The organism is Chryseobacterium sp. Marseille-Q8038, from assembly GCF_965111995.1.
Genome location: NZ_CBCOPN010000003.1, coordinates 98,599 through 124,065 on the forward strand (window position 1 = coordinate 98,599; position 25,467 = coordinate 124,065).

The 25,467-nt window shown below is 35.3% G+C and carries 24 protein-coding genes; 14 read left to right on the forward strand and 10 right to left on the reverse strand.

Translation table 11 applies throughout. The annotated features are described in order from the left end of the window. Positions 1-103 precede the first annotated feature (103 nt). The 7 genes from ACWPWS_RS24790 to ribA all read left to right on the forward strand — a co-directional run bounded on the left by ACWPWS_RS24790 (position 104) and on the right by ribA (position 5,578). On the forward strand, positions 104-1,120 hold the full coding sequence (locus ACWPWS_RS24790) for a sugar phosphate nucleotidyltransferase (RefSeq protein WP_209786102.1): 1,017 nt from the start codon (positions 104-106) through the stop codon (positions 1,118-1,120). A gap of 106 nt (positions 1,121-1,226) precedes the next feature. Next, entirely contained in the window at positions 1,227-2,072 is an 846-nt protein-coding gene (locus tag ACWPWS_RS24795; RefSeq protein WP_209786103.1) for a DUF4292 domain-containing protein, read from the forward strand. Then, a complete protein-coding gene (locus ACWPWS_RS24800; RefSeq protein WP_454048261.1) occupies positions 2,069-3,631 on the forward strand; it encodes a peptidoglycan DD-metalloendopeptidase family protein in 1,563 nt (520 codons plus the stop codon). Before ACWPWS_RS24795 ends, ACWPWS_RS24800 begins: the two co-directional genes overlap by 4 nt. A gap of 31 nt (positions 3,632-3,662) precedes the next feature. Next, positions 3,663-3,878 (forward strand): twin-arginine translocase TatA/TatE family subunit, encoded by a 216-nt coding sequence (locus tag ACWPWS_RS24805; RefSeq protein WP_047429099.1) that lies wholly within the window; start codon positions 3,663-3,665, stop codon positions 3,876-3,878. 15 nt (positions 3,879-3,893) lie between these two features. After that, a complete protein-coding gene (locus ACWPWS_RS24810; RefSeq protein ID WP_105684581.1) occupies positions 3,894-4,508 on the forward strand; it encodes a DUF4254 domain-containing protein in 615 nt (204 codons plus the stop codon). Next, on the forward strand, positions 4,505-4,963 hold the full coding sequence (locus ACWPWS_RS24815) for a hypothetical protein (protein ID WP_079240316.1): 459 nt from the start codon (positions 4,505-4,507) through the stop codon (positions 4,961-4,963). The genes ACWPWS_RS24810 and ACWPWS_RS24815 overlap by 4 nt, the downstream gene beginning before the upstream one ends. Before the next feature lie 18 nt (positions 4,964-4,981). Continuing rightward, a complete protein-coding gene (gene ribA, locus ACWPWS_RS24820) occupies positions 4,982-5,578 on the forward strand; it encodes a GTP cyclohydrolase II (RefSeq protein ID WP_052198528.1) in 597 nt (198 codons plus the stop codon). A 246-nt stretch (positions 5,579-5,824) separates the two neighbouring features. Here ribA and ACWPWS_RS24825 read toward each other — a convergent pair whose 3' ends face one another. Further along, positions 5,825-6,370, reverse strand: coding sequence for a hypothetical protein (locus tag ACWPWS_RS24825; protein WP_209786105.1), 546 nt, complete (start codon positions 6,368-6,370; stop codon positions 5,825-5,827). A 115-nt stretch (positions 6,371-6,485) separates the two neighbouring features. On the opposite strand from ACWPWS_RS24825, the gene ACWPWS_RS24830 reads away from it, so the two are divergent. The 5 genes from ACWPWS_RS24830 to ACWPWS_RS24850 all read left to right on the forward strand — a co-directional run bounded on the left by ACWPWS_RS24830 (position 6,486) and on the right by ACWPWS_RS24850 (position 11,483). Then, entirely contained in the window at positions 6,486-8,189 is a 1,704-nt protein-coding gene (locus ACWPWS_RS24830; protein WP_454048262.1) for a glycoside hydrolase family 3 protein, read from the forward strand. 27 nt (positions 8,190-8,216) lie between these two features. Then, entirely contained in the window at positions 8,217-9,365 is a 1,149-nt protein-coding gene (gene bshA, locus ACWPWS_RS24835; RefSeq protein WP_105684577.1) for an N-acetyl-alpha-D-glucosaminyl L-malate synthase BshA, read from the forward strand. Between the two features lie 27 nt (positions 9,366-9,392). Beyond that, complete coding sequence (locus ACWPWS_RS24840) at positions 9,393-10,649, forward strand: DUF2851 family protein (protein ID WP_454048263.1); 1,257 nt, start codon at positions 9,393-9,395, stop codon at positions 10,647-10,649. A 96-nt stretch (positions 10,650-10,745) separates the two neighbouring features. Further along, positions 10,746-10,967: a PspC family transcriptional regulator gene (locus tag ACWPWS_RS24845; RefSeq protein WP_034695702.1), complete on the forward strand. Its 222-nt coding sequence runs from the start codon at positions 10,746-10,748 to the stop codon at positions 10,965-10,967. A 3-nt stretch (positions 10,968-10,970) separates the two neighbouring features. Continuing rightward, positions 10,971-11,483 carry a GNAT family N-acetyltransferase gene (locus tag ACWPWS_RS24850; RefSeq protein ID WP_454048264.1) on the forward strand — a complete coding sequence of 171 codons (513 nt, stop codon included), beginning with the start codon at positions 10,971-10,973 and terminating at the stop codon, positions 11,481-11,483. A 54-nt stretch (positions 11,484-11,537) separates the two neighbouring features. Here the strand turns inward: ACWPWS_RS24850 and ACWPWS_RS24855 are convergent, their stop codons facing one another. The 4 genes from ACWPWS_RS24855 to ACWPWS_RS24870 form a co-directional block, all read right to left on the reverse strand. Next, positions 11,538-12,272: an SIMPL domain-containing protein gene (locus ACWPWS_RS24855; protein ID WP_309513630.1), complete on the reverse strand. Its 735-nt coding sequence runs from the start codon at positions 12,270-12,272 to the stop codon at positions 11,538-11,540. 80 nt (positions 12,273-12,352) lie between these two features. Further along, positions 12,353-13,165 (reverse strand): carboxypeptidase regulatory-like domain-containing protein, encoded by an 813-nt coding sequence (locus ACWPWS_RS24860; RefSeq protein ID WP_454048265.1) that lies wholly within the window; start codon positions 13,163-13,165, stop codon positions 12,353-12,355. A gap of 3 nt (positions 13,166-13,168) precedes the next feature. Next, positions 13,169-14,002 carry a hypothetical protein gene (locus ACWPWS_RS24865; protein ID WP_454048266.1) on the reverse strand — a complete coding sequence of 278 codons (834 nt, stop codon included), beginning with the start codon at positions 14,000-14,002 and terminating at the stop codon, positions 13,169-13,171. Next, positions 14,003-14,749, reverse strand: a complete 747-nt coding sequence (locus ACWPWS_RS24870; protein ID WP_454048267.1) for a carboxypeptidase-like regulatory domain-containing protein — start codon at positions 14,747-14,749, stop codon at positions 14,003-14,005. Positions 14,750-14,931: 182 nt separating this feature from the next. On the opposite strand from ACWPWS_RS24870, the gene ACWPWS_RS24875 reads away from it, so the two are divergent. Both ACWPWS_RS24875 and ACWPWS_RS24880 read left to right on the forward strand, forming a co-directional pair. Next, entirely contained in the window at positions 14,932-18,072 is a 3,141-nt protein-coding gene (locus ACWPWS_RS24875; RefSeq protein ID WP_454048268.1) for a UvrD-helicase domain-containing protein, read from the forward strand. A 133-nt stretch (positions 18,073-18,205) separates the two neighbouring features. Further along, on the forward strand, positions 18,206-18,427 hold the full coding sequence (locus tag ACWPWS_RS24880; protein ID WP_209786113.1) for a hypothetical protein: 222 nt from the start codon (positions 18,206-18,208) through the stop codon (positions 18,425-18,427). 72 nt (positions 18,428-18,499) lie between these two features. Here the strand turns inward: ACWPWS_RS24880 and ACWPWS_RS24885 are convergent, their stop codons facing one another. The 5 genes from ACWPWS_RS24885 to ACWPWS_RS24905 form a co-directional block, all read right to left on the reverse strand. Continuing rightward, positions 18,500-19,009, reverse strand: coding sequence for a ferritin (locus ACWPWS_RS24885; RefSeq protein WP_105684569.1), 510 nt, complete (start codon positions 19,007-19,009; stop codon positions 18,500-18,502). Positions 19,010-19,136: 127 nt separating this feature from the next. Next, positions 19,137-19,595, reverse strand: coding sequence for a hypothetical protein (locus ACWPWS_RS24890; RefSeq protein WP_454048269.1), 459 nt, complete (start codon positions 19,593-19,595; stop codon positions 19,137-19,139). Positions 19,596-19,780: 185 nt separating this feature from the next. Then, positions 19,781-20,773, reverse strand: coding sequence for a hypothetical protein (locus ACWPWS_RS24895; protein WP_209786115.1), 993 nt, complete (start codon positions 20,771-20,773; stop codon positions 19,781-19,783). A 139-nt stretch (positions 20,774-20,912) separates the two neighbouring features. Beyond that, the gene (locus ACWPWS_RS24900; RefSeq protein WP_454048270.1) at positions 20,913-23,564 is read right to left on the reverse strand and encodes a 4-alpha-glucanotransferase; all 2,652 of its coding nucleotides are present in this window, start codon (positions 23,562-23,564) and stop codon (positions 20,913-20,915) included. A 126-nt stretch (positions 23,565-23,690) separates the two neighbouring features. Continuing rightward, positions 23,691-24,857, reverse strand: a complete 1,167-nt coding sequence (locus tag ACWPWS_RS24905; RefSeq protein ID WP_454048271.1) for a T9SS type A sorting domain-containing protein — start codon at positions 24,855-24,857, stop codon at positions 23,691-23,693. Positions 24,858-25,467: the final 610 nt, after the last annotated feature.

Below are 25,467 nucleotides of genomic sequence, written 5' to 3' on the forward strand. Positions count from 1 at the left end.
ATATTTAAAAAGATATTAATCATAGTCTATCAAAGATTTTAATTATTACCTTTAACCTAAATATTAAAAACAACGAATAAAACATCTTTTATACATATAATTTATGAAAATTATTGTCCCTATGGCTGGACGTGGTTCCAGATTACGTCCACATACACTGACAGTTCCAAAACCTCTTATTCCTATTGCAGGAAAACCTATCGTACAGAGGTTGGTGGAAGATATTGCTAAAGTTGCAGGAGAAAATATTGAAGAGGTAGCTTTTATCATCGGAGATTTTGGCCCTGAGATCGAAAAATCCCTTATTCAGATTGCTGAAAAGCTGGGAGCAAAAGGAAGTATATATTATCAGAACGATCCTCTTGGAACCGCTCATGCCATCAAATGTGCTGAACAGTCTATGCAGGGAGATATTGTTATTGCTTTTGCAGATACCCTTTTCCGTGCAGATTTCCAGTTGGATAAAAATTCCGATGGTGTAATCTGGGTGAAAAGTGTGGAAGATCCATCTGCTTTCGGAGTAGTAAAATTGGATAATTACGGTTTCATTACCGACTTTGTTGAAAAACCAACGACTTACGTTTCAGATCTTGCCATTATCGGTATTTATTACTTCAACAGTGCTGAGAAACTGATGGAAGAGATCAACTATATCATGGATAATGATATTAAAAACGGAGGTGAATATCAATTGACAACAGCCCTTGAAAATCTTAGAGCAAAAGGAGCTAAGTTTACGCTTGGAAAAGTAAACGACTGGATGGATTGCGGTAACAAAAATGCTACCGTAGAAACCAACAGTAAAATCCTTGAATATGAAAGAGAGGAAATGATGCATTATCCGGCTTCTGCTGTAATTGAAAATTCTCTGATTATTCAGCCTTGCTTTATTGGGGAAAATGTAAAAGTTTCTAATTCAAAAGTAGGTCCCGGTGTTTCTTTAGGAAACAATACCACTGTTATAAACTCTAATATTGAAAACTCTCTGATCCAGGAAAACACAAAAATCAATCATGGAAATCTTTCCAATTCTATGATCGGTAATTCTGCACAGTACTTCGGAGTTGCCAGAGAAATTTCTTTAGGTGATTATTCAGTTTTAGATTTTTTATCTAAATAAGAATAGAAAACATTTAACATAAACAACACATCATCAAGCCACACAATATGTTTTGTGTGGTTTGGCGTTAATATTGCACCGTATTTTTTTAATTAAAGATAAATACATGAAAAATTGGATCCCTTTTCTTTTATTGCTTCTTGCCTTATCGTCCTGTAAGACCCGTAACACTGCTCAAAATGATACAGATCATACACGGGACAGCATTAATACTACAAAAGATAATGGAGATCCAAAAGATGTGAATGAACCGGTGAAAGACAAATACACCTTTTATGAGCATGTATTGATCCCTCCAAAATTTGAACAGATCAAAATAGACAGCAAGGTAAAAGTAGAAACAGGAAGCTATGTTCCTACACTGGATGCAACCATCTATATTGAAAATGACAAAAAGGTATGGATGAACCTCCGGGCCTTGTTCATCAATGCGGCAAGAGGTATTGCCACTCCGGAAGGAATCAAAGGACAGGATAAAATCAATAAAACTTATATCGACTCTGATTTTGACTATCTTAATAATCTACTGAATGTTAATTTCATTGATTATAAATCTCTGGAAAAAATTTTACTGGGAAGAACCTTTGTAAAAATCAACGACAAGCAGTTTAACCTGACTCAAAATGCACAAGGGTTCAATATTGTTTCCACGATCAACCAGAAAATTGTAACCGATGAAAAAAACAGGGAATATAAGATTGCTATCCAATACGATACCAATTACGATTTACTATCTGTCAATTTAAAGGATATTCTGTCATCAGACGAACTGGATGTTTCTTATAGTGACTGGAATGAATACGAAGGAATCCGCCTTCCGAAAAATGTTAAAATAATTATAAAAGGCTCAAAATCTAGTCAGATTTTACTGGAAAACACGAAATTTGACTTTTCGAGGATGGAAACACCTTATTCTGTACCATCCAGTTATAAGAAAATTGAGATTAAATGATTAGAAAATTTAGCTTTTTAATAGGTGTTTTGATGTTCGGACTGCACCAGGGACAGCAGACCAAAGAACAGCTGCAGAAGCAGAATGCCGAACTTAAAAAACAAATTGCACAAATAAATACCGATTTAGCCAAGACCAGAAGTGAATCTAAACTTTCTGTAGCCTATCTTTCTAACGTCAACCAAAAGTTGGTTTTAAGAGAAAAGGTTTATAATAATACACAGAAAGAAAAAAGATTCATCGAGGATGATATCTATTTACGTCAGCTGGAAATCAACCGTCAGAATAAAGAACTGGCTGTTTTGAGAAAAAACTATGCTGAAGTTTTGGTGAATGCTTATAAAAACAAAGGAGTACAGAACAAAGTAACTTTCATACTTTCTGCTAAAAATTTAGGAGAAGCCATACGAAGAGTTCAATATCTGAAACAATACTCAGACTACCAGGATAAAAAAGCGGCTGAAATCACAGACGCGGCCAACCTCATCAAAAAGACCATCGCACAAAAACAAAACTCTGTAAAAGCGAAGGAATCCCTTTTGGTAAATCAACAGAAAGATCTGGCAACCATCAATACTGAAAGAACTCAAAAAGAACAATTAGTAGCAGAATTTAAGAAAAATGAATCTAAGCTGACTGCTGAACTTAAACAAAAACAAGTTCAGTCTAAAGCATTGGAAGGACAGATCAGAGCTATTATTGCGGAGGAAATCAGAATTGCTAAAGCGGAAGAAGAAGCAAGGAAAAAAGCGGAAGCAGAAAAAATTCGTTTAGCGAAATTAGCTGCTGAAAGAGAAAAAGCAAGAATCGAAGCTGAAGCTAAAGCAAGAGCAGAAGCCCTTGAAAGAGAAAGAAGACTGGCAGAAGCAGAAGCTAAGAGAGCAGCAGATCTGGCAGCAAAAAGAGCTGAAGAAGAAAGAAAACGTAACGAGGAAGCAGCAAAAGCAGAAGCGAGTGCAAGAGATGAATCCAGACGATTAGCCGCTAAAAAAGCTTCAGATGAAGCCAATGCAAAAGCAAAAGAAGCAGCAGATAAATTGACAGCAGCAAGAGCCGCAGAAGCCGCCCTTACCAAGAGAAAGGAAGAAGAGAAAAAAGCGGCTGAAGCTAAAGCAATGACAAGCTACGGAGTTTCCACTGCTACAGGAAACAGTTTTGCAGATAACAGAGGAAGACTTGGTTATCCTGCAGATAGAGCCGGACAAATCACTCACCGTTTCGGAAGACAGCCACACCCTGTTTTCAAAAATATTACTGAAGAAAATAACGGTATCAAAATTTCCGTTCCTTCAGGTACACGTGCAAAATCTGTGTTCCCGGGATCAGTATCTTCAGTACTGGCCAACAATGACGGAACAAAGACCGTAATCATCAAACACGGAGGTTATTTTACCATTTATTCCAACTTAGGAAATGTAAGCGTTTCCAAAGGACAGCAGGTTTCATCAGGAACTCCGGTAGGTACAATAGCTCAGGATTTTGATGGCGCTTATACACTTGATTTCCAAGTATGGAACGGAAGTACACCAGTTGATCCATTAGGTTGGATTTCATATTAAAAAAAGTGTAACTTTACAAAAATTTTAAGAGATGAATACACTAACAATACTTGCCTTATCTTGGCAGCACATCCTTATCGTAGCAATACTTCTAGTATTACTTTTTGGAGGAAAGAAAATTCCGGAATTAATGAGAGGAGTAGGTTCAGGAATCAAGGAATTTAAAGATGCAGTAAAAGAAGAAGATAAACCTGGTTCTGAAAACAATAAATCGGCTTCCAATAATAACAATTCTTCCAGCAACTAAAATTCCGTAGAATTAATGAAATTTACTGAGACTGCATGGAAAGTCTTCAATCAAGCTATTGAAGACTATCACGTGTCTGATGACGTTAACACTCTAATTAATAACCCGTTCGAAAAAGATAGTTTGGAACGGATTTTGTATGCAAAGAACTGGATTGATACCGTTCAATGGCATTTGGAAGATATAATTAGAGATGAAAATATTGATCCGGCAGAGGCTCTTCAACTGAAGAGAACAATAGACGCCTCCAATCAGAAAAGAACTGATCTGGTAGAATATATTGACGGCTGGTTTCTTAATACGTTTGAAAATATAACTCCTAAACCTGAAGCAAAAATAAATACGGAAACTCCCGCTTGGGCAGTAGACAGGCTATCAATTCTTGCATTAAAGGTTTATCATATGTCGTTAGAAGCTAATAGAGAATCCGCTTCTGAAGAACACAGAAACAACTGCCAGGCTAAACTGGATGTTCTGCTTACTCAGAAAGAAGACCTATCAACTTCTATAGATCAGTTGCTTACTGATATTGAAAACGGTAACGTTAAGATGAAAGTGTACAAACAAATGAAAATGTACAACGATGAAAGTCTTAACCCAATCCTTTATCAAAAAGGGCAACAGAAATGAAACGACTATTTTTCTTTGGAGTACTTATCATATTAACATCTTCCTGCGCAACGGAAAAGCTTAATCTTTCTCCGTTGTCAAATAATTTTTATAGTGATGCTAAAGGGTCTGATTCAGACAGAAGCTCAAAGAAGAATTTTAATATCAATATTAAACAGAATGTAAATGCTTCTGAAATTTCAAATATGATCTCTACTTTTCCCAAGTTTAAAAACAACGGATTAAATGATGAGATTACCAGCTTGAAATACAGCCTTCAGAATTATTTATATGCTATTGATGCCAGCAATTCTGCAGGAAAGAGCAGAGCCCTTAAAAGCTTCGAAAAATCATACAAAAAAATTCAAAAGCTAAGGCAGAATCTTGACAGAGACGACGATGAAGTTCTTAACAGATATCTTGTACGTTTAAAAACCAATATTTCTGTTATTGAAGATACTTTGCCAGGAAGTTAAAAACTAATTGAACGATCAATGATTAAAATTCAGGCGGAAGCCAATGTTCCCACAGAGCACGGCACTTTCCGAATGATAGCTTTCTCCGAAAACGAAAACGACTGGATGCCTCATATGGCCATCGTTGCTGAAAATACAGATTTCTCAAAACCAGTCAATGTTCGTTTCCATTCAGAATGTATTACCGGAGAAGTTTTCCATTCAAAAAAATGTGAATGCGGCCAACAATTGGATGCTGCAATGAAATATATCCATGAAAACGGTGGAATTATCATCTACCTTCGACAGGAAGGAAGAAACATCGGGATCATCAACAAACTGAAGGCATACTCACTACAGGAAAAAGGACTGGACACTGTACAGGCTAACCTTGAACTGGGACTTCCCGCAGATGACAGAAACTTTGGCGTAGCCATTGAAATCCTTAATCTATTGGAGGTAAAAGATATCAACCTTCTTACCAATAATCCTGAAAAGGTAAAATATGTTGTAGACAGCAATATTCACCTTAATTCAAGAGTACCATTACAGATTCCGGCCAATGAAATAAGCAAAGGATATCTGCAGACAAAAAAAGACTTCTTTGGACATCTTCTGGATGACAATGATAACTAAATAAAATAGAAAGAAAAGCTTCAGAATATTCTGAGGCTTTTTTTGCCATTTATCTAGTTCATACTTTAGCCTAAAAGCTTCTGTATATAAAATATCATTCTAAATATTCTTAACAAGAAATCCTCTCGCCAGCGATACCCATGACTCAAATGATGTGATCATTATCCACGTTTATAAATCAAAAGCCCCGAGAGATATTTCTCCCGGAGCTTTTTTAATTATAAAAAACTGAAAAGATATTCTAAATTATTTAGTCTTTATTTTAGACTCGTCAATATTGTAATATTTAATTACGCTTTTGTAATCGTTGTAATCTACAGCAGAACCTTTAGCAGCTTTCGCACCACCTGTACCTGTTCCATTTGCAGGAAGGATAAGAACTCTGAATTTTTTATTCTGATAGTACGTTGGGTTAGCTGTTAAGCTAAATGTATTGGTAGAGTTAATATTAATAGTAGCAGCATACTTGCTGAAATCAAAAATATAATCTACAGCATCATTATTGGCGTTCCCCACATACGATGTATAAGGAAGAAGTTTCCATACAGGAGAATCTCCGTCAGTCCCATTCTGCATATAAATAAGCACCATATCAGACTGTACTAATGGACTGTTAAAGTCATCACTCCATCTGTAAAGATTATCAGTAACTCTTGTAAAATTAGGGCTAATATCAAATGACTGATTTATTGTATCATAATCTTTTGCTACCACAACATCATCACTATTGTCACAGCTATAAGCGGTAAAACCTACAGCCCCCAGGAATAAAAAGAGAAGTATTTTTTTCATTTTTAGTAAAGTTTAGTTATTATTTATATTGCGTATTCAAATCATATACCAAAAATCTCAAAAACTTTGTTTTCCTCATTTTTTTAATTGTATTTTTGTTCTTATTCAAAAAGTCATGAAGAAATTATTATATACTTCACTCTTTATTGTTGCATTGATAAGCCCTACGATTAAGGCCCAGTATCAGCCCAAAAATGCGTCCAAAGAAGATTTGAAAAAAGCTCAGCAATGGGTTGATAAAACCTACAAGAATCTTTCTCAGGATGAAAAACTAGGACAGCTTTTTATTGTAGCACTGTATACCAATAAAGGAGAAGATTATATCAGCCAGGTAAGAACTATTGTTGCCAATGATAAAATAGGCGGTCTTATTTTAATGCAGGATGACGCAGCAAGAGAAATCAATCTGGTGAATGAATTTCAGCAAAAATCAAAAGTTCCTTTGATGATCGGGATGGATGCAGAATGGGGACTATACCAGAGAATTGCCACGGCTCATAAATTTCCATGGGCAATGACATTAGGAGCCATCCAGGATAAAAACCTGGTCTATCAGATGGCTGCGAAAATTGCAGAAGATTGCCACAGAATGGGAATCAATTGGGATTTTGCCCCCGTAGTGGATGTAAACACCAATCCTAATAATCCGATTATCGGTAACAGAAGTTTTGGATCTGAAGTAAATAATGTAATCAGCTCTGCCCTATCCTACTCTAATGGTCTTCAGGACAATAATATACTGGCAGCGATTAAACACTTTCCAGGACATGGTGATACCAGCACAGATTCTCACCTTGATCTCCCTGTAGTTTCCCACACTATTGACAGGCTTAATACTGTAGAACTGGCACCATTTAAAGCGTTGATGAATAAAGGAATCGGCGGCGTAATGGTAGCTCATTTATATGTCCCGAGCTTAGAATCAGGAAAAGGAATTCCGGCTTCTGTTTCTAAAAATATCATTACAGGATTACTAAAAGATAAGCTGGGTTATAAAGGTTTAATCATTACTGATGCCTTAAATATGGGCGCTGTAGCGAATAAATACAAACCAGGTGAACTGGATGCCATGGCTTTTAAAGCAGGAAATGATATTATGCTTTTCTCTCAAGGGGTTTCTGAAGGGAAAAAACTCATCCAGAAAGCCATTGATAAAGGAGAAATTCCTCAATCAAGAGTAGAAGAAAGCGTGAAGAAAATTCTGTTGACCAAATATTTCCTTGGATTAACTCAATACACCCCAAAAAATCCTGAAAACATCAATGCTGATTTGAATAATGATTCTCACATCCAATTGGTACAAAACCTTTATTCCAACGCATTGACTTTATTAAAGGATGAAAAGAAATTACTGCCTCTTACAGGAAAACAGATATATTATGTTCCTCTTGAAGAAGCTCCTTATCAGACTTTCGCCAACAGATTAGGAAATAATGTGGTGATCAAAAAAGCAGGAGAAATTACTACGATTCCGGCAGGCTCTACCATTATTGTAGGTTTCCATAAAGACAACTCAACCGCTTACAAACCTTACAAAATATCCGCAGAATCGAAAAAAATACTTTCCGATCTTACAAGAAATCAAAATGTAATTCTCAATGTATTCGGAAGTGCTTATGCATTAAAAGATATTGATATTTCAAAAGTTTCAACAGTTCTTGTTTCTTATGAAAACAATGATGATTCAATGAATGCGACAGCTGATGCATTAAACGGAAAAACAAAAATATGGGGAAAACTTCCTGTACTGGTAAATGACCAGCTAAAACCGGGAATGGGTATAGAACTTACTACCAATACCTCAACAACTATCAAATAATACAACATCAAAAACAACAATAATCTAATGAAAATAGGCATACTTTGCTATCCCACTTATGGGGGAAGCGGAATTGTAGCAACAGAATTAGGAATGTCTCTTGCCAATAAAGGATATGAAGTACATTTCATCAGTTCTGCACTTCCCGCAAGATTAGATATCACCAACCCGAATATTTTCTTTCATAGAGTAAATGTTCAGACCTATCCGCTTTTCCAGTATCAGCCTTATGATATTGCGCTAAGCTCAATGATTTACAGGGTTGTCAATCTTTATAAACTGGATCTTCTTCACGCACATTATGCCATTCCTTATGCATATGCTGCTTTTACAGCCAAACAAATGCTTAAAGAAGACAATAATGATATTCCGTTGGTAACAACATTGCACGGGACAGATATTACCCTTGTTGGTCAGCACCCTAGTTATAAACATGCTGTAGAGTTTTCAATCAATCAGTCTGACGCTATTACTTCAGTTTCTGAAAGCCTGAAAAAAGATACCCTTCAGTTCTTCAACATCAAAAAGGAAATTCAGGTGATTACCAATTTTATTGACAATTCTGAATTTGATGACTGCTCTGAGTGCCAGAGAACGCAGTTTGCCAATCCTGATGAAAAAATCCTGATCCACGTATCCAATCTTCGTCCTGTAAAACGTGTGGACGAGGTGCTTCAGATCTTTAAAAACGTGGAGAAAAAGGTTAAATCCAAACTGATCATCATTGGTGAAGGTCCGGATATGGAAAAAGTAAATCAGTTTTTAGAAGAAAACCCGGAGCTTATTTCCAAAATACGTCTTTTAGGAAAGGTAAATGATTTGTATAAAATCTTACAGCTTTCGGATGTGTTTCTTCTTCCATCGGAGCAGGAAAGTTTTGGTCTGGCAGCTTTGGAAGCGATGGCAGCTTATACACCGGTAATCAGTTCCAATGCAGGAGGAATTCCTGAAGTGAATATTCAGGGAGAAACCGGATATCTTGCTGAAATCGGAAATGTAGAAGCCATGAGCAACTACACGATCAAGCTGTTGAGCAATGATGAACTTTTAGCCAAAATGAAGCAAAATGCGAAAGATCAGGCCATAAAATTCGATTTGAAAAACATTCTTCCTATCTATGAGAAAATGTATAGAACGACCATAGAAAATTTTAATAAGGAGCTGACGAAAGTATAATATTTCTATTATATTTACGTCACACTTATGACGGAAAAACTACTTCAATATCTTTGGAACTATAAGGTTTTCAAACATTTTGACTTCAAAGATATTGAAGGAAATTCCGTTGAGATCATCCATTTCGGAAAATGGAATAAAAACGCTGGTCCCGATTTTCTGGACGCTAAAATCAAAATCAACGGCTTACTTCTCGCAGGAAACATAGAACTGCATGTCCGTTCCTCAGACTGGATTTTCCACCATCATTCCATAGATCCCAATTATCAGAATATCATTCTTCATGTTGTTTTTCAGCACGACATAGAAATTCATGACCTTACCGAAAAACGGGTTCCGACATTGGAGCTGCAAAACTATATCGATAAAAATATTCTTTGGAGATATGAAAAACTCAATAACGGAGATCAATTTATTGCCTGTGAAAATATTTTTGATCCAAAAAAAATACCGTTCAACTTCCATGAAGAAAATATTCTGAAAAAACTGGATGAAAAATCCTTGGAGATTGAGCAGAGTTTACATCAATACAAAAATAATTTCGAGGCTGTTTTATTTCACAGTTTTGCCTATTCATTTGGCTTAAAAGTAAATGCCCTTATTTTCCGGCAGATTGCAGAAAGTGTAGAGTACAGGATTATTAATAAAATCCGTCAGAATCCCCTTCAGCTTGAAGCCTTATTGTTCGGAATTTCGGGATGGCTGGATGATCCACAGGACGGGCAGATGAAAATATGGAAAAGAGAATTTGAATTCATTAAAGCCAAATTTCCAGTTTCTGATTTAAAGTTTCATCCTAAATTTTTAAGATTAAGACCTCCCAATTTCCCTACCATCCGATTGTCACAATTAACAGACCTTTACAAACATCAGAATTTATTCTCAAAAATTATGGAAGCGAAAAGCACAGAGCAGCTGTATGACATTTTCAAATCTGTAAAAGCCTCTGAGTACTGGAATTTTCATTTTAATTTCGGAAGTATTTCCAAAGTACAGCCTAAAACATTGAGTAAAGATTTTATTGATCTTCTCATTCTAAACACTGTACTTCCATTACAATATGCCTATCAAAAAGATCACCACGAAGAAATTGCCGATGAAATCATTGAACGTTACAGCACTATTTCTGCTGAAAAAAATACGGTTATTAAAAACTGGGAAAAGCTGGGTTTGGAAGTGAATAATGCTTTACAAAGCCAAAGCCTTATTTATCATCACAAGACCTGTTGTGAGCCGAAGAACTGTTTGTCCTGCGCTATTGGGTTCAAACTTTTAAAAGAATGAATGTATTGAAAAGTTCAAATTACCCAAAAATCGTTGTCAAAAAAAATCCTTAACTTGCAGTATTGGATTCAAAACTGTTAAATAACAATCTTAAAAATGCTGAGTAATATCCGTCATAAAATGGAAAGAGAATGGTTTGGTGTACTAACTAGAACAGGTGCCAAGCTGGGAATTCCTGTTTCTAAATTGAGAATTTTCTTCATCTACTCTACTTTTGCAACCGCTGGATTTTTCTTTCTGATCTATCTGGGATTGGCATTTACACTTTGGATTAAAGATATTTTTATCACCAGAAGACCCAGTGTCTTTGATTTATAAATTATGGAATTTTCACCCATTACTTCTGCTGAAGATCATAGAGTTCAGGAAATCTATACTTCTTATACCACCACTTTTCCTGTAGACGAGCAAAGAGACAAAGATCAGTTTGAAAGTTTATTTTCAAATCCCTATGTAAAATTCATGTCGGTTATCCATGAATCAGAAGCTATTGGCTACCTCATTCTTTGGGAGCTGAGTTCTTTTGTTTTTGTAGAGCATTTCGAAGTATTTGAATCATTTCGAAGTAAAAAACTGGGTTCTCATATTATGAATCATCTATCAGAAAATTACCCCCATATTATCCTGGAAATTGAGCCTGCAGAATTGAGTGAAGATGCATCAAGACGTTATTCTTTTTATCAGAGAAATAATTTCACGCTTATTGATACCAATCATATACAGCCTAGTTATGGTGAAGGAAAAAAATCTTTGAATTTATGGCTGTTAGCCAATTATACTCCTGAAAATGTGGAGGATGCTAAAAAAGAGATTCTTGATATCATTTATCATTAAAATATAAAACGCCGGAATAGTTTTCCGGCGCTTTTCTTTTACTGATATTTTATATTAATTTACTTCATACTCCAGTTTGATCGTAATACTGGCTTCTTTTTCTTTGGATGAAGTATTGAAAGTTCCGCCATAAGAATAGTCTTCATTAGAATTGGGTGCTGTAATCTGAATCACTCCCATTGTAGCTTTCTTCAGATTTCCCAGATCACTTCCCGAATTTTCCGCAATTTTTTCAGCGCGTTCTTTGGCATCTTTTGTTGCACTCGCAATCATTTCCTGCTTCACGGTAGCCAATTTAGTATAAAAATAAGCCGGTGAAGAAGAAGTGAATTCAATCCCACGGTTGATAATTTCGGTAATATTTCTGGAAAGATTTTCTATTTTGCCCACTTCTTTGCTTTCAATAGAAACTTTTTGGGTAAGATTATAACCGGAGAATTCTCCCTGTACATAGTTTCCGTTAGCATCATTATAGCTTCTGAATTGTTTTTGAATATCCACGGAAGAAAATACAATCTCCTTCTGCTGTATCCCTTTTGAAAGCAGATAGTCATTGATTACTTTTCTGTCTGTCGCCAGTTCGTCGTAGGCAGATTTCAGATCTACATTATTTTTGGAAAAACTTCCGGACCAGGTGATCAGGTCTGATGTAAACTGTTTTGTACCGAGCCCTGTTACGGAAATTGTGTTTTCAGATTTATTCCTGTTCTTTATAGCATTTCCTAAAAATGCAAGACCAATCACAAAACCTAAGGCGGCTATAGCCACTGCAAAAATATTTTTATTCATAAAACTTGTGAATTTGGGTTGTTACCATTAGACTGTATCAATTTCTATTCCAATATTTTAAGATTTATTTAACATTTAAACTACTTTTGATTTTCTTTCAATCTTACTATAAAAAGCGGCACTGTTTCTTCCAATCTCAACATTACGCCTGAAAGATTTTTTGCTTTCACATAGGTTCTCACCTGAGGTTTTGCTAAGAATGAAAACTGAATAAATTCTGAAATTCTGTCGGCTGGAATTCCGGCTTTTATAAAATAATCATCATCTATCCTGTCCCGAATCCAGGCAACATGTTCCTGAAGGTCGTCATATCTATATTGTCTTTTCTGTCTTCTGGCTTTACCGCTTATCAGATCATAAACTCCCTGAACATTCAGATTTCCTAAGAGTATTGGCAAAAGAACACTTTTCACTTCAGCTGGTTTTTCTCTCATTTTTCCTACCGGCTGCGGAAGACCTACAGCATCTCTCACCTGCTCTCCTTTATCTACTTTGGCTACAATCCGGGAATCCGCTTCCAGATCTCCGGTAAGTTTTTTAACAATCTTCACTTCACCCACATCTTTCGGAATCTGATAAAGAGTAATAAACAGGGGTAAATTGGTACCATTAGTGAGAACTCTTCTGGATGTTCTGTTGAAATCTTCTTTTACAAATCTCAGTTCATCATTAGGCCTGGCTTCAATAGAAAATATTCCTTCTGCATCAGAATATACCTTCTTGTCAGTAGACATATTGATAACAATTACTTTACTCAAATTCTCTCCATTATCTTCCACTATTCGTCCCGTCACAGTCTGCTGAGAAAAAAAGAAAGTACTGCACAGAAGCATCAGGAAGAGAAGAATTTTTCTTTGCCCGAATGTTTCAGTATTTTCAGTGATATAAGCCAACTTCTAATTTTTATAAGTATTATCTTGAGTTCCTTCTAATTTGTTCGTTTTACTGTATTCCCCGAAGGCAATTTTAAGCTCGTATTCAACGACATCGATACTAAAATCCTTACGGTATCTTTTTGCCAATGAACGGGTTTTATCGGCATACAGCAGAAATGTATCAATCTGTTCCTCATCCATTCCGTATTTTTTCAGGAAGCTCAGGTTTATTTCATTTCTTACTCTGCGCAGGAAATCCTGGGTTTCATTGTAATTTGCTTTAGTAATTTTAGGCTTTGTTGCTTTCTTTACTAAACCTGATACAGCATTAAATACACCGAACACATTAACCTGCCCCACATTAAAATCATGTCCTGTAAAAGTTTTTGACAGCGTATTATTGGGTAAGGGTTGATTCAGCGGGCTTCTCATATATTCCTCCATATCTGATTTTAAGGACTGAAGTTTTCTGGATTCATTCAAATGCTGGTTATCTTTTGCCAGATTTCCGGTAGGTCTGTACTTAATTTTCACTTCAGGGATCTGTATCTCCATTTTTTTCAAAATGATATTTAAGGGAGAGCTGAGATCTTCATTCGTAATTTTTTTATCAACCCGGTAATATCCTTCTTTGACAAATCTGATTTCATCATTTTCTTTGGCTTCGATCTCAAATTTTCCGGACATATCACTTAATATGCTTTTGTTTCCTGAAATATTAACGATGAGTACAGGAGCAAAATCCAGTTCATCTCCTGTAATAACTTTCCCTGATATTTTCTGCTGTCCCCACAATCCTGAAGTGATACAAAAAAGTACGAGAAATAAAAATCTATTGATATATCTTTTTTCCATTTATCTTTGAGTTTGTGGAGCACGGTAAGAAGAAATCCTTGTCAGAACAAAACGTTGAAACCTGTTCAGATCCGCATCGCTGCAGAATCCGTATTTCAGAATTTTCTTTCTTTCGAAGCCGCCTGCAAAAACATAATAAATAAAATGATCTATCAGAGGTTTCTCTATTTTAAGATTGGTAAAGTAATCGTCCCCCAGGCTTGCCCTGATGTATTTCATTAGATCTACATCATCCCATTTGTCTTTCGCTTTTCCTATAAAGAATCCCTGCCCTTTAGGCTGTACAAATTCTCCAGGTTTTGCGGCCAGTATTCTAGGATCTGATTTCTGAGCAATATACTGATCAATGTCTTTGATTAATTTTTCTACCTTTTTAGGTTTATTATAAAGTTTTGAATCAATTTTCAGGTTTCCGGTAAGCCCTTGTTTCACTTCTACTTCAGGAATCTCTATGGTTTGGCGAACCATACTTATATTCATAGGAGACTGGGTATTTTCCTGAGTAACTTTTCTTGTCAGACGTTCATAACCTGCTTTTATAAAACGTAATTCATCTCCCTGTCTTCCGGAAATCATAAAATGGCCGTCCCGGTTGGAAACTACGATCTCGTCCGTTCTGATATTAACTACATTCACATCCTGCATTTCAGTACCGTTTTCGGAAGTAATCTTACCAAATATATAGCTTTGGGCATGGGTATGGATAAAAAGAATAAAGGATAAGAAAAAGTATAGTTTAAGTTTCACGGGCTATTTTTTATAAAGCAAAGCTAAAATTATTTTTAATTTATCCCATAAGTTTAACCACAGTTAACGCGTTTTAATATTTCTTTTTGATTTTTGCCTGGTAAAGTGTTAAATAGCCTGATTAAATTGTTAAAGTTTTTTTTAAATTTTAGCTAACTTGCAGTCTCAATTCTCCTTTAACAATGCAAAATTCTTACACAGTCATCAATGCTTCTGCCGGATCCGGGAAAACCTATGCCCTGGTACAAAGGCTTCTGATGATCTGTCTCCGCTATCCTAATCAACAGCAGTCAATCAGGAATATTCTCGCCCTGACTTTTACCAATAAAGCGGCCAACGAGATGAAGGAAAGAATTTTATCATGGCTGGGAAATTTTTCATCTAAAGAGTATACAGAGAATACAGATCTGAAAAATATCCAGAAAGCATTTGAAGAACAGGGTTTAAAAATTACCATTGATGAACTTCACCACCGTTCAAAAAAATTGCTTGACTATGTTCTCCACAATTATTCCACATTGAATATCGGAACGATTGACCGTTTTAATTCAAGGCTGGTAAGAAGCTTTTCTTATGAACTGGGACTGGCCAAAAATTTCAATCTTGAAATTGAAGCTGAACCATTTCTGATAGAAGCGGTTGATAAAATGCTGGATCAGATCGGTGAGAATGAAAAGATTTCCAATTCTTTCATGGATTATGTAGACTACAGTCTTGAAAACAATGAAAGGATTAATCTTAATAAAAACCTTTATGATTCGGCTAAGGAATTTGTAAAAGATATTCACTACGAACATCTGAAAAGCAACAAAAGTTTTGATGATGCCAATTATGAGAATATAAAGAATACACTCCGTAGAGAAATCGTACAGAACAAAAAGCAATCTGCTGAACTGGCAGCCCACTCCATTGAATTATTCAAATCAAGAAATATAGAAATTGAAGATTTTGCCCAGGGTAAAAACGGAATCGGAGGTTTCTTTACTAAGGTCATCGATTTTTATCAACAGAAAAGGGCCGGTTTTCCTTTTCCAACCACCCAGGAAGAATCTGTGATTAACAATTACAGGAAAGGAGCTTCTTCAAAATCAAAGCATAAAGAGTCCGATATTTTGGAGATTCTTGATCAGCTTCTTGACAATAGGATGAAACTTATTATTCTGTACATTGAGACTCAGAAGAAAGAGAAAGTTTTATCTGCTCTTCTTCCTTTAAAGGTTAATAAAGATATTCAGGATGAGCTTCAAAAAATTGAGGAGGAAAATGATCTTGTTCTTCTTTCTAAGTTTAATATCCTGATTAATGAAAATCTTAAAAATGAACCTTCGGCTTTTATTTATGAAAAAGTAGGTTCACAGTTTCAGCATTATTTTTTTGATGAGTTTCAGGATACATCAGAACTGCAGTGGCAGAATTTTGTTCCGCTGAGAGATCACAGTGTTTCTTCGGAATATACTTCATTCACATTGGTGGGTGATCCCAAGCAGAGTATTTACCGCTTCCGTGGTGGAGAAAGTAAGTTGATGCTGGATATTATCAACAAAAAAGAGTTCTCTCCTAAAGAGGCTGATCTTCTGGTATTAAAAGACAACTGGAGAAGTGCCCGAAATATTGTACAGTTCAATAATGAATTGTATCGTTTTCATTCTGAAGGATTGCTGGAAGAGCATAAGAATATTTTCGGGGCAGATGCTGAGCAAAATCCAAAATCCAAAATGGATGGACGCGTAAAAGTAAATCTGATCGAAAATCTTACGAATGAAGAGTTTTATACTGATACTTCGGAAAGAATGCAAAAAGATATCCAGGAATGTCTGGATAATGGCTTTAAATTCTCTGATATTACGATCCTTTGCCGCGGAAATTTTGATATTTTCAGCTATTCTCAAAAACTGGGAAATTTAAAGGTTAAGTATAAAGGAGACGAAACCAACATTAAAACAATCTCTGATAAGGGTCTTACGCTGGAACTTTCCAATACTTTGAAAGCTGTTATAGAATTCCTCCGCTGGGAACTCAATCCTAAGAATAAAACCTGCCTGATCATGATGATGTATCATCTGAATACACTGGGAAAAATTCATATGCCGGATTTCACTTTGGGAATGAAAGAAATTCTGAATATTGAAGGGCATGAAGAAATATTACAATTCATTCAGGAGAAATATTTACTACAGCTTAAACAGGATAATTTCCCGAGATTCAATCTGTATAATTTCATTGAATATTACATCAACGAATTTTCTGTTGAAAACAAAGAAACAGACTTTTTACTGAACTTTCTGGAAATGCTTTTCAACTTCACGCAGAATGCAGGAGCCAGTACCAAAGAGTTTTTGAAATATTGGGATGAAGAAGCGTCTTCATATACCATACAAGCTTCGGAAAACATTGATGCCATCCAAATCATGACCATTCACAAGTCTAAAGGTCTGGAATTTCCCATTGTTTTTATTCCTATGATGAATAAAAACCGTGACAGTGAATTTACCAACTGGTTTGATACGAATGAAAGTGAAGCATTAAAATCAGTGAATATCAATCAGTTTAGCAAAAATCTGGAAGCCTATGATGAAGAGATTCTGTTTTTCAACAGTAAAAATGCTTACAAAAACCTGATTGACAGATTGTGCCTGCAGTATGTGGCTACCACGAGACCTGTTGAACAACTGTTTTTCTATCTGCAAAAAGCAAATAAAACGTCTAACAATCTGGAAATTTTAGAATTCCTTCAGGCAAAAAACGCGGAACAGGCTGATGAATTTGATGTGTATGAAGTAAATCCTGAGATGCTGAAGAAACATTCTAAAGATAAAAGTTCATTATTTAAAACCCAGAATATTCAGGATCTGAAAAATGTCAATGAAAAAAGTACTTCTATCAAGATTGCTACGCCGTCAAAAAATTATCAGGTACGAAATGAAAAGGTAAGAATCGGGCTTTTTGTCCATGAGCTTTTATCAAAAATCAATACTGAGAAAGATATCATCAAGGTTTTGGACGGATATGCTTTAGAAGGACAAATTACACTGGAAGAGAAAAATGAAATACAGCTTACCCTACAGGAAATCGTCAGAACTTACGCAGAGTTCTTTGATGAGAAATGGGAAGTAATCAACGAAAAAGATATTATGATCTCTGAAAAAGGAGAAAGCCATATATTCAGACCAGACCGTATTTTAAAGGGTCAGGAAGGTTATATCATTGTAGATTTTAAAACCGGTGAACAAAAGGCTAAGGATGAAGCGCAGGTAGAAGGATATAAAAATATTCTGGAGCGTCTGGGCAAAAAAGTTCTTAAAACTCAGATTATTTATCTATAACTCTATACAGTACCGAAAGGTTATTATAATAATTCTCATAAAAAACCCTTCAAAATATAAAAGGATTAACTATTTTTATTTTGTACGAATAAAAATATAGTCTTTGATTATATTTGAATACAACTAACCAACCATGAGAATATATTTAAATTCCTTTGCAATAAGCCTGATCATGATGTTATTTTCTGCCATGGTCATTTATAATATTGTTGATTGTTTAGATCCGCCTGTTACAGAAGATGATCATCATTTCCCCACTGAAAACATTGTAAAATCAATGTTTCTAAGTTTTGTATTGGGAGCAATAGTTTTTATTTCTGCGGTGAGATTACAAAGGCAGACTCCTAAGAGATAGATTTTATCATCATATAATAAAAAACCGCTATTCCAGAGGATAACGGTTTAATATTTTGAAGAATTTTCAATCTTAAGCTGTTGTCGTAGGAGTAAATACTCTCTGAGACAATTCCTGGTCAAAAAGGTATAATGCGGATGGATTATCGCATACCATTTTGATTTTTGTTACGTATTGAGAAGCACTCGCTTCTTCTTCTACCTGTTCGTTGATAAACCACTGCAGGAATGATGTTGTTGCAAAATCTCCCTCCTCGTTAGCATTCTTTACAATATTGAAAATACTTTTAGTTACTATTTTCTCATGAGCCAATGCTTTTTCAAAAATATCAGTTGCATTTTCAAACTCATGTGGAGGTTTTGGAATTTCTCCGATGATAATTTCCCCACCTACATCATTCAAATAATCAAACATTTTATCTGCGTGCATCAATTCTTCTTTGCTCTGCACTCTGAAATAGTTGGCAATTCCATCCAGATCTTTTCCAGAAAACCATGCAGACATTGAAAGATAATATTGAGCGGCGTATTGTTCGTGGGCAATTTGTTCGTTAATTAATTTCGCAATTTTTTCGCTAACCATAAGTATTAAATTTATATTCAAAAATAGGGAATAAAAGCCCGAAATCAAAAGTTTTAAAGAAAATTAATACAAAAAGGATGGAAAAACATCCATCCTTAACACATTAAAAAACTAAAATTACAAACTGTTATTTTACTTCAGCAGTTCCCGTATTCATCGGCTTTTTCATCATTCTTCTTTCTTTCATAGCCATCTTCATTTTCTCTGCTTTTGCTTTTCTGTCAGCCTGCCATTTATCATATTGATCAGGAGTAAGGATTTTTTTCATATCAGCATCCATTTGTGCTCTTTTGGCCTGCATTTCCTGCATTTCCTGCATTTTAGCTTGTCTGTCTACCTTATTTTTGTCGAATTCCGCCTTCATTTCAGCTTTTCTTTTATCCTGGAGCGTTTTTATCTGAGCTACCTGAGATGGGTTAAGATTAAGATCTTTTTGCATCTGATCCAAACGTTCCTGTTGTTTCTGCTCCATTCTCTGCTTCATTTCAACGGCTCTTGCCTGTCTGTCTTGTGGAGTTGTTGTCTGTTGTGCCATTGCAAAACTTCCCATTCCGATAAATGCTATTGCTAAAACTAATTTTTTCATCTTTTTAAATTTAATTAATTGTTATTTTGTTATTATATCTTTTTGATTATGAATTAAAACACAAGTTAAATTAACAAATTCATAAATAATGTTAAATTTTAACTAAAATAAATTAGAAAAACAACAAAAAAAGGGCAGATTATAAAAACCTGCCCTTCACACCACTTAAATATAATATATGAAAATTAATTCCTAACTAAACTGCCTCTAAAACCGCCACCGCTATTACCACGGTTCTCTTGTCTTGGAGCAGCATTTTCAGATTTCTGTCTGAAGCCTCCATTATTTCCTCTGAATCCGCCATTATTTTCTCTTTTCGGAGCTTCTCTTCCTTCATTATTTCCTCTGAAACCACCTCCATTGCTATTTCTGAAGCCTCCATTATTTGAATTCCCTCTGTTTCCTCCATTATCAGAATTCCCTCTGAAGCCACCTCCATTGTTGTTTCTGAATCCTCCGTTATTATCATTTCTGAAACCTGAATTATTGTTACTTCCGTTATTACCACGGAATCCTCCATTATCTCCATTACTTCTTGTGTTTCGGAAACCATTGTCAGGTCTGCTGTCTCTTCTGATAATATCAAAAGTAGGATTATCCATTCTGCGGAATCTTGATCGGTCTACCCTGTAAATATTGATATTTATATTTCTATATCTAGGCATTACCGTATATCTCGGAACATAATAGGATCTTCTGTAATTCTGGAAATATACAATCGGGCTGGAACCTCTGTAATAGTTATTTTGGAAAACAACAAATACTCTTGGTCCTAAGATTCTTTCCAAAGCATAAAACCTGTCATAATACCATCTATCCGGATTATATCTATAGAAATTATTCCATACTGTAAAACTTGCATACAGATTATTCAATCTCATAATCTGATCTACCTGCCATCTGCTTAATCTGTTCTGTACGAAAAACCCGTTCCAGTCGATATTAATAATACTTCCTCTGTAGTCGTTATAGTAGCTTTGGTAATAATTACTTGGATAATAGTCCTGAGGATAATTGTAATAATAATCGTCAGGGAAATAATTCCTGTCATCTTCATCATTGTAATAACCTCCATCATTCTGATAATAACCATCATCATCCCAACCATTATTCGGATACTGCTGAGCCGACGTCAAAACGCCTAACCCAAGAGCTAATCCCAAAAATATTTTTTTCATTTCTATAGTCGTTAATTGGTTAATATATAGCAGAATATCTTAATTCTATCTTTTTGATACAAATAAAAAAAAGAAGTTAAATCATAAGATCAAACTTCTTTTAAAATATTATTAACCAATTGATAATCAGGTGTTAAATTTACATCCTCCCACTATCTTTTATCCAATGAGCTATTTTGTTATTGAAAGATTTTTTCTCTTTCAGGTCTTCCAGCTTTATGTGCATTCTATAACGCCAGTAATGTGGAAAGACTGCAGGATTGTTAATTCTTTCGTTATCCATTTTTTTATTGGTAAGCTCTACATCTGTTGCAAAGAATTCCTGAATCGGGAATATAGCAAGCATAGCCTCATTATATAAATGCTGCTTCATAATGATTTCTGCAAGGTGAGGGTTCAGCTCTTCAGGAGCTTTTCCGTATTGTATCAGCTGCTGATTATAATATTTCTGGGTAAGTACACGATCTTCTTTCCACCATTGTCTCAAGGTTGAACTGTCGTGGGAAGAAGCAGTTACCACATTCATATAATTGGCATTCTTAGGATTATAGAATGGTATATTTTCGGCAGGCATTCTTTGTACCTTAAGGGCTATAATGGCCAATTCATCCATCACAACAGGTACGCAGGCAGGAACCATTCCCAAATCTTCCCCGCAGATCAGCATTTTGGTGGCATTCAGGATAACCGGAAGTTTTTCCATAGCTTTTTCAAACCATAAATGATCCTGTCTCCTGAAGAAATAGTCGTGGTACAAATCATAAATGCTTTTCTGTTCGGATTCCGGAAGGTATTTATAAGACTCTGTATTGTAAACATTGAATCTGGGATGATAAACCGTTTTCCCATTTCTTTCTTCTGTTAAAAACAAAACATTGGCGCAAAGAGAAACCAGTTTTTCTTCAAGAGCACCATATGATTTTTTCTTAAAGAAGTTGACTAGCTTTCTCTGGGTATCAAATTCTTCTTTGAAAGTATAAGTACCGTCTTCATTACGGTTCATAAATTCCAGAGCTTTTCCATTTTCTTCTCCAAAATACTCCCATAAGATCTCGTTGTTGATAAAAGGCTTACAGTACCTGTTAAAATTGAATGGAATCTGCCAGGCTTTAAATTCCTCCACAACAATAGGAACAGCCGGATAAAAGTATCCTAAAATTCCTTGTACGGCAGAAATAGGCATCCTCCATATTCTGAAGAAGCCTAAAATATGGTCAATTCTCATGGCATCAAAATACTGTTCAAGAGCTTTGAATCTATTTTTCCACCATCTGTAGTCGTCTGCTTTCATCGCTTCCCAGTTGTACGTTGGGAATTCCCAGTTTTGCCCCAGTTCTGTAAACTGGTCAGGAGGTGCCCCAGCCTGGAAATCCATTCCGAATAATTCCGGTTCTGTCCAGGCTTCTACAGAATATCTGTAGATACCGATGGGAAGATCTCCCTTCAACGAAACTCCCAGGTTATGGGTATAATCAACGGCATCTTTAAGTTGTATATGCAGTTGATACTGTACCCAGGCGTGAAGCATTGAGGTATCATAATCTTTATTTTTCGTTGTAAAAAACTGTAAGATCTTTCCTGCAATATATTTTTTGTGGGTTTTCCACTCGTTGAAATTCGGGGTCTTATATTTATCTCTTAAAACACAGAAAGCTGAATAAGGAACAAGCCAGTATTCATTATCCTTGATAAATTTTTTGAAGTTTCTGTCCTTATAAATTTTGTCTTTTTCCTTATTGAAAACTGCTGTAAGATATTTCCATTTGCTTTCGATCATCTTTTCATAATCAATCAGATCCAAAGTGTTTAACTTCTCTTTTTCAGACAGATACTCACTAACTAATTCTTTCGGTAAAGAATAATCAAGGTTTTCTAAAGAAATATATTGTGGGTGCAAAGCATATACGGATACGGCAGCATAGGGATAGGAATCTGTCCATGAATAATTCGCTGTAGTATCATTGATCGGAAGAATCTGAATAATACCAAGATCGGTTTCTTTCGTCCAATCTGCCAGTTTTTTAATATCTGTAAATTCACCTACTCCAAATCCATCCTCACTTCTCAGAGAGAATACCGGAACAGCAACGCCGGCATCATGGTACATCTGATAGCCTTTAAATCTAAAATAATGGTTGGAAACAATCTGCAGTACATCATTCAATGGATTGGCCACAGTAAATCTGTTTTCTCCTGTTTCTACATCTATAACCCTGTTTTCTTGGGTATCGTAAATACAATATTTAAATTGGATAAATTCACTTTCAGGAATCTCGACAGAAGTTTCCCACATCCCAAAATCTGTCTGATGCAGATGAACAACTTTGTCATAGTTCCAGTTTCCTAAAGATGCTGTACTTCCAAAAAGGACAATCTTCCAATCCGGATTATAAATAGGAGCCTCTATTCTGAATAGATGGGTATGTTTTTTTAAAACTGTTACTTTATCGGGAACAAAACCATGCAGTTTATTGTAAAGGATTTTATTGTTTAAATAATTCTCAGGAAAGTTTTTGTTATTCCATTCGTCAAAAATGACAAACTCCTTATAATTATGGGGGAAACTCAAATGATGTCCCACAAATTCTTCTCTTAATACATTTCCTTTTTCATTCACCACGCGATAATGATAAGAAATGAATTTTGAGAAATAGTCTACTTCACATTTCCATACACCATTCTCCGCATAAAACATAGTATGGATATGTAAGGCATTCTCATCTTCACCAAATACCAGCTGCAAATTTTCTCCTGCTTTTACAACATATCCTACATTAAAGTATAGTTTCATCTATATTTTTTTATAAAAGTACATTTTAATATCGAAAAATAAAACTTATTGAAGATCAAATAATCATTAAAAAACCTTCTCAAAACAATTTGAAAAGGTCTTTATATTCTGAGTCATAGGACTCTATTATCTCGTTACCAGAATCTTTTTATTGAATAGTATTTTCCCTGATTCATCAGCTATATTTACAATATAAGCTCCGGCTACTAATCCATTAAGGTATACTTTTTCATCTAATGAGCCATCTTTCACAGACAGATTCTGAATCATTACATTTTTACCAGCCATATCGAAAATGTTCAGTTTAATACTACCTTTTACATTATTATTAACATGAACGTTGATATAGTGTTCATCTACTCTTGTTGGATAAATATCAAGATTGGCGTTCAGGCTATTGGGCATTGAAGATTTATCGTTAGCAAAATATTTACTTGCTAAATCATAAATATGCAGTCCCTGTTCTCCCGGAAGCTGCTTAGCTTGTAAAGTTGCCAGATCTACCTCGTATAAAGCACCTCCTTTTGCACTCGCTATTACAATTTTACCCTGAGCATTTACTGCAGAGCCATTTACTGAATAGTTATCTGGAATACCTGCAATTTTACCGATAAATTTAGCTTTTAAATCTTTTGTAAGAACTTTAAAAACATTTCCTGAAGCAGCGAAAATATAAAAGTTATTATCCGCATCAGCAATCATATCACCACCAAATCCAGTTTCCATTGCTGTAAATGAATTTCGTCCATTAGAGTTATCATCTTTAATAATACCAAGGTCATTTACTACATATTGTTCACCGTTTCTGCTGATTTCCAAAAACTGTGTTCCTGCATTATTTACTGCATAAATCTTTCCATTGTATCCTGTTGTCATTCTGGTAATATGAGAGTTAATATCGCAGGACGATACTCTTGCAACATTGTTTTCCACTAAAGTGATTTCCTTTGTCTTGGGATTCAATACATAGATATTCGATGAAAACATTGGCATATACACCAGATTATTATTCGAAGAATCATATGCAAGAGCTGCTAAAGTTACGGCTTGAGAATTGCTGTAAGAATTTTTGTCTTCCGCTACAATGCCTTTTCTGGTTTGCGAAAATACTTTGGCTGCAGAATCTGCTGTAAAATACTTCTCTCCTGAAGTTCCGTTAATCCCATCAATTGCACGAAAATCATTGAAAGTAATACTTTGACTCTCTTTTCCTGTAATCGCAAAGAAATCCTGTTGTGCTTGTGCATTCACACCTAATAGCAGTAAAAATAAAGGGAATAAATGTTTTTTCATAGTATATATCTTTAGATTCGTAATCATTTGATATTACTAAGTTACACAATTTTCGAATTAAAAAATAAAAAATCCCTGCTATTTGAATAAAAGTTAACTAATGATTTCAGAGTAATATAGATAAATGGATGTGTAATGAATAATGGATAATAAGAGGAGCTATATCCCGCTATCCATTCATACTCCTCGCGCCAGTGCTCTCACCCTGAGCGAAACCCAAGGCTCTCCACACAAGCTGCTGGGTAACCATTGCTATCGGGGCTAGGAGGACATTAATGATGAATGATGAATGATGAGATTCGGGATTTGAAGGAGGAATCGTGAATTTCTGGTTTGGTTTGATGAATTTTAAAATGTGAATTGTCCCATTTCATATTCAATAGGAGCGGGCTTTAGCCCGTTTTATTAAAATTTCTTTCTTCCTATAGGCTTTAGCCAAAACTTATTATTTGGTAAGACATCCGTTGAGGAAAATGATACAATACAATTCCGAATTGTTTAGACTCCTACGGAGTGACAATAGTGCTGGGTAGAAATGAGTAATAGGTAGTAAGTAATGATGGCATACGTTAGATATTACTCATTGCTGATTGCTGATTACTCATTATTG

Bases quoted from the DNA above. Each gene is read 5' to 3' on its own strand.
- ACWPWS_RS24790 (WP_209786102.1), top strand. From the start codon at position 104: ATGAAAATTATTGTCCCTATGGCTGGACGTGGTTCCAGATTACGTCCA.
- ACWPWS_RS24795 (WP_209786103.1), top strand. From the start codon at position 1,227: ATGAAAAATTGGATCCCTTTTCTTTTATTGCTTCTTGCCTTATCGTCC.
- ACWPWS_RS24800 (WP_454048261.1), top strand. From the start codon at position 2,069: ATGATTAGAAAATTTAGCTTTTTAATAGGTGTTTTGATGTTCGGACTG.
- ACWPWS_RS24805 (WP_047429099.1), top strand. From the start codon at position 3,663: ATGAATACACTAACAATACTTGCCTTATCTTGGCAGCACATCCTTATC.
- ACWPWS_RS24810 (WP_105684581.1), top strand. From the start codon at position 3,894: ATGAAATTTACTGAGACTGCATGGAAAGTCTTCAATCAAGCTATTGAA.
- ACWPWS_RS24815 (WP_079240316.1), top strand. From the start codon at position 4,505: ATGAAACGACTATTTTTCTTTGGAGTACTTATCATATTAACATCTTCC.
- ribA (WP_052198528.1), top strand. From the start codon at position 4,982: ATGATTAAAATTCAGGCGGAAGCCAATGTTCCCACAGAGCACGGCACT.
- ACWPWS_RS24825 (WP_209786105.1), bottom strand. From the start codon at position 6,370: ATGAAAAAAATACTTCTCTTTTTATTCCTGGGGGCTGTAGGTTTTACC.
- ACWPWS_RS24830 (WP_454048262.1), top strand. From the start codon at position 6,486: ATGAAGAAATTATTATATACTTCACTCTTTATTGTTGCATTGATAAGC.
- bshA (WP_105684577.1), top strand. From the start codon at position 8,217: ATGAAAATAGGCATACTTTGCTATCCCACTTATGGGGGAAGCGGAATT.
- ACWPWS_RS24840 (WP_454048263.1), top strand. From the start codon at position 9,393: ATGACGGAAAAACTACTTCAATATCTTTGGAACTATAAGGTTTTCAAA.
- ACWPWS_RS24845 (WP_034695702.1), top strand. From the start codon at position 10,746: ATGCTGAGTAATATCCGTCATAAAATGGAAAGAGAATGGTTTGGTGTA.
- ACWPWS_RS24850 (WP_454048264.1), top strand. From the start codon at position 10,971: ATGGAATTTTCACCCATTACTTCTGCTGAAGATCATAGAGTTCAGGAA.
- ACWPWS_RS24855 (WP_309513630.1), bottom strand. From the start codon at position 12,272: ATGAATAAAAATATTTTTGCAGTGGCTATAGCCGCCTTAGGTTTTGTG.
- ACWPWS_RS24865 (WP_454048266.1), bottom strand. From the start codon at position 14,002: ATGGAAAAAAGATATATCAATAGATTTTTATTTCTCGTACTTTTTTGT.
- ACWPWS_RS24875 (WP_454048268.1), top strand. From the start codon at position 14,932: ATGCAAAATTCTTACACAGTCATCAATGCTTCTGCCGGATCCGGGAAA.
- ACWPWS_RS24880 (WP_209786113.1), top strand. From the start codon at position 18,206: ATGAGAATATATTTAAATTCCTTTGCAATAAGCCTGATCATGATGTTA.
- ACWPWS_RS24885 (WP_105684569.1), bottom strand. From the start codon at position 19,009: ATGGTTAGCGAAAAAATTGCGAAATTAATTAACGAACAAATTGCCCAC.
- ACWPWS_RS24890 (WP_454048269.1), bottom strand. From the start codon at position 19,595: ATGAAAAAATTAGTTTTAGCAATAGCATTTATCGGAATGGGAAGTTTT.
- ACWPWS_RS24895 (WP_209786115.1), bottom strand. From the start codon at position 20,773: ATGAAAAAAATATTTTTGGGATTAGCTCTTGGGTTAGGCGTTTTGACG.
- ACWPWS_RS24900 (WP_454048270.1), bottom strand. From the start codon at position 23,564: ATGAAACTATACTTTAATGTAGGATATGTTGTAAAAGCAGGAGAAAAT.
- ACWPWS_RS24905 (WP_454048271.1), bottom strand. From the start codon at position 24,857: ATGAAAAAACATTTATTCCCTTTATTTTTACTGCTATTAGGTGTGAAT.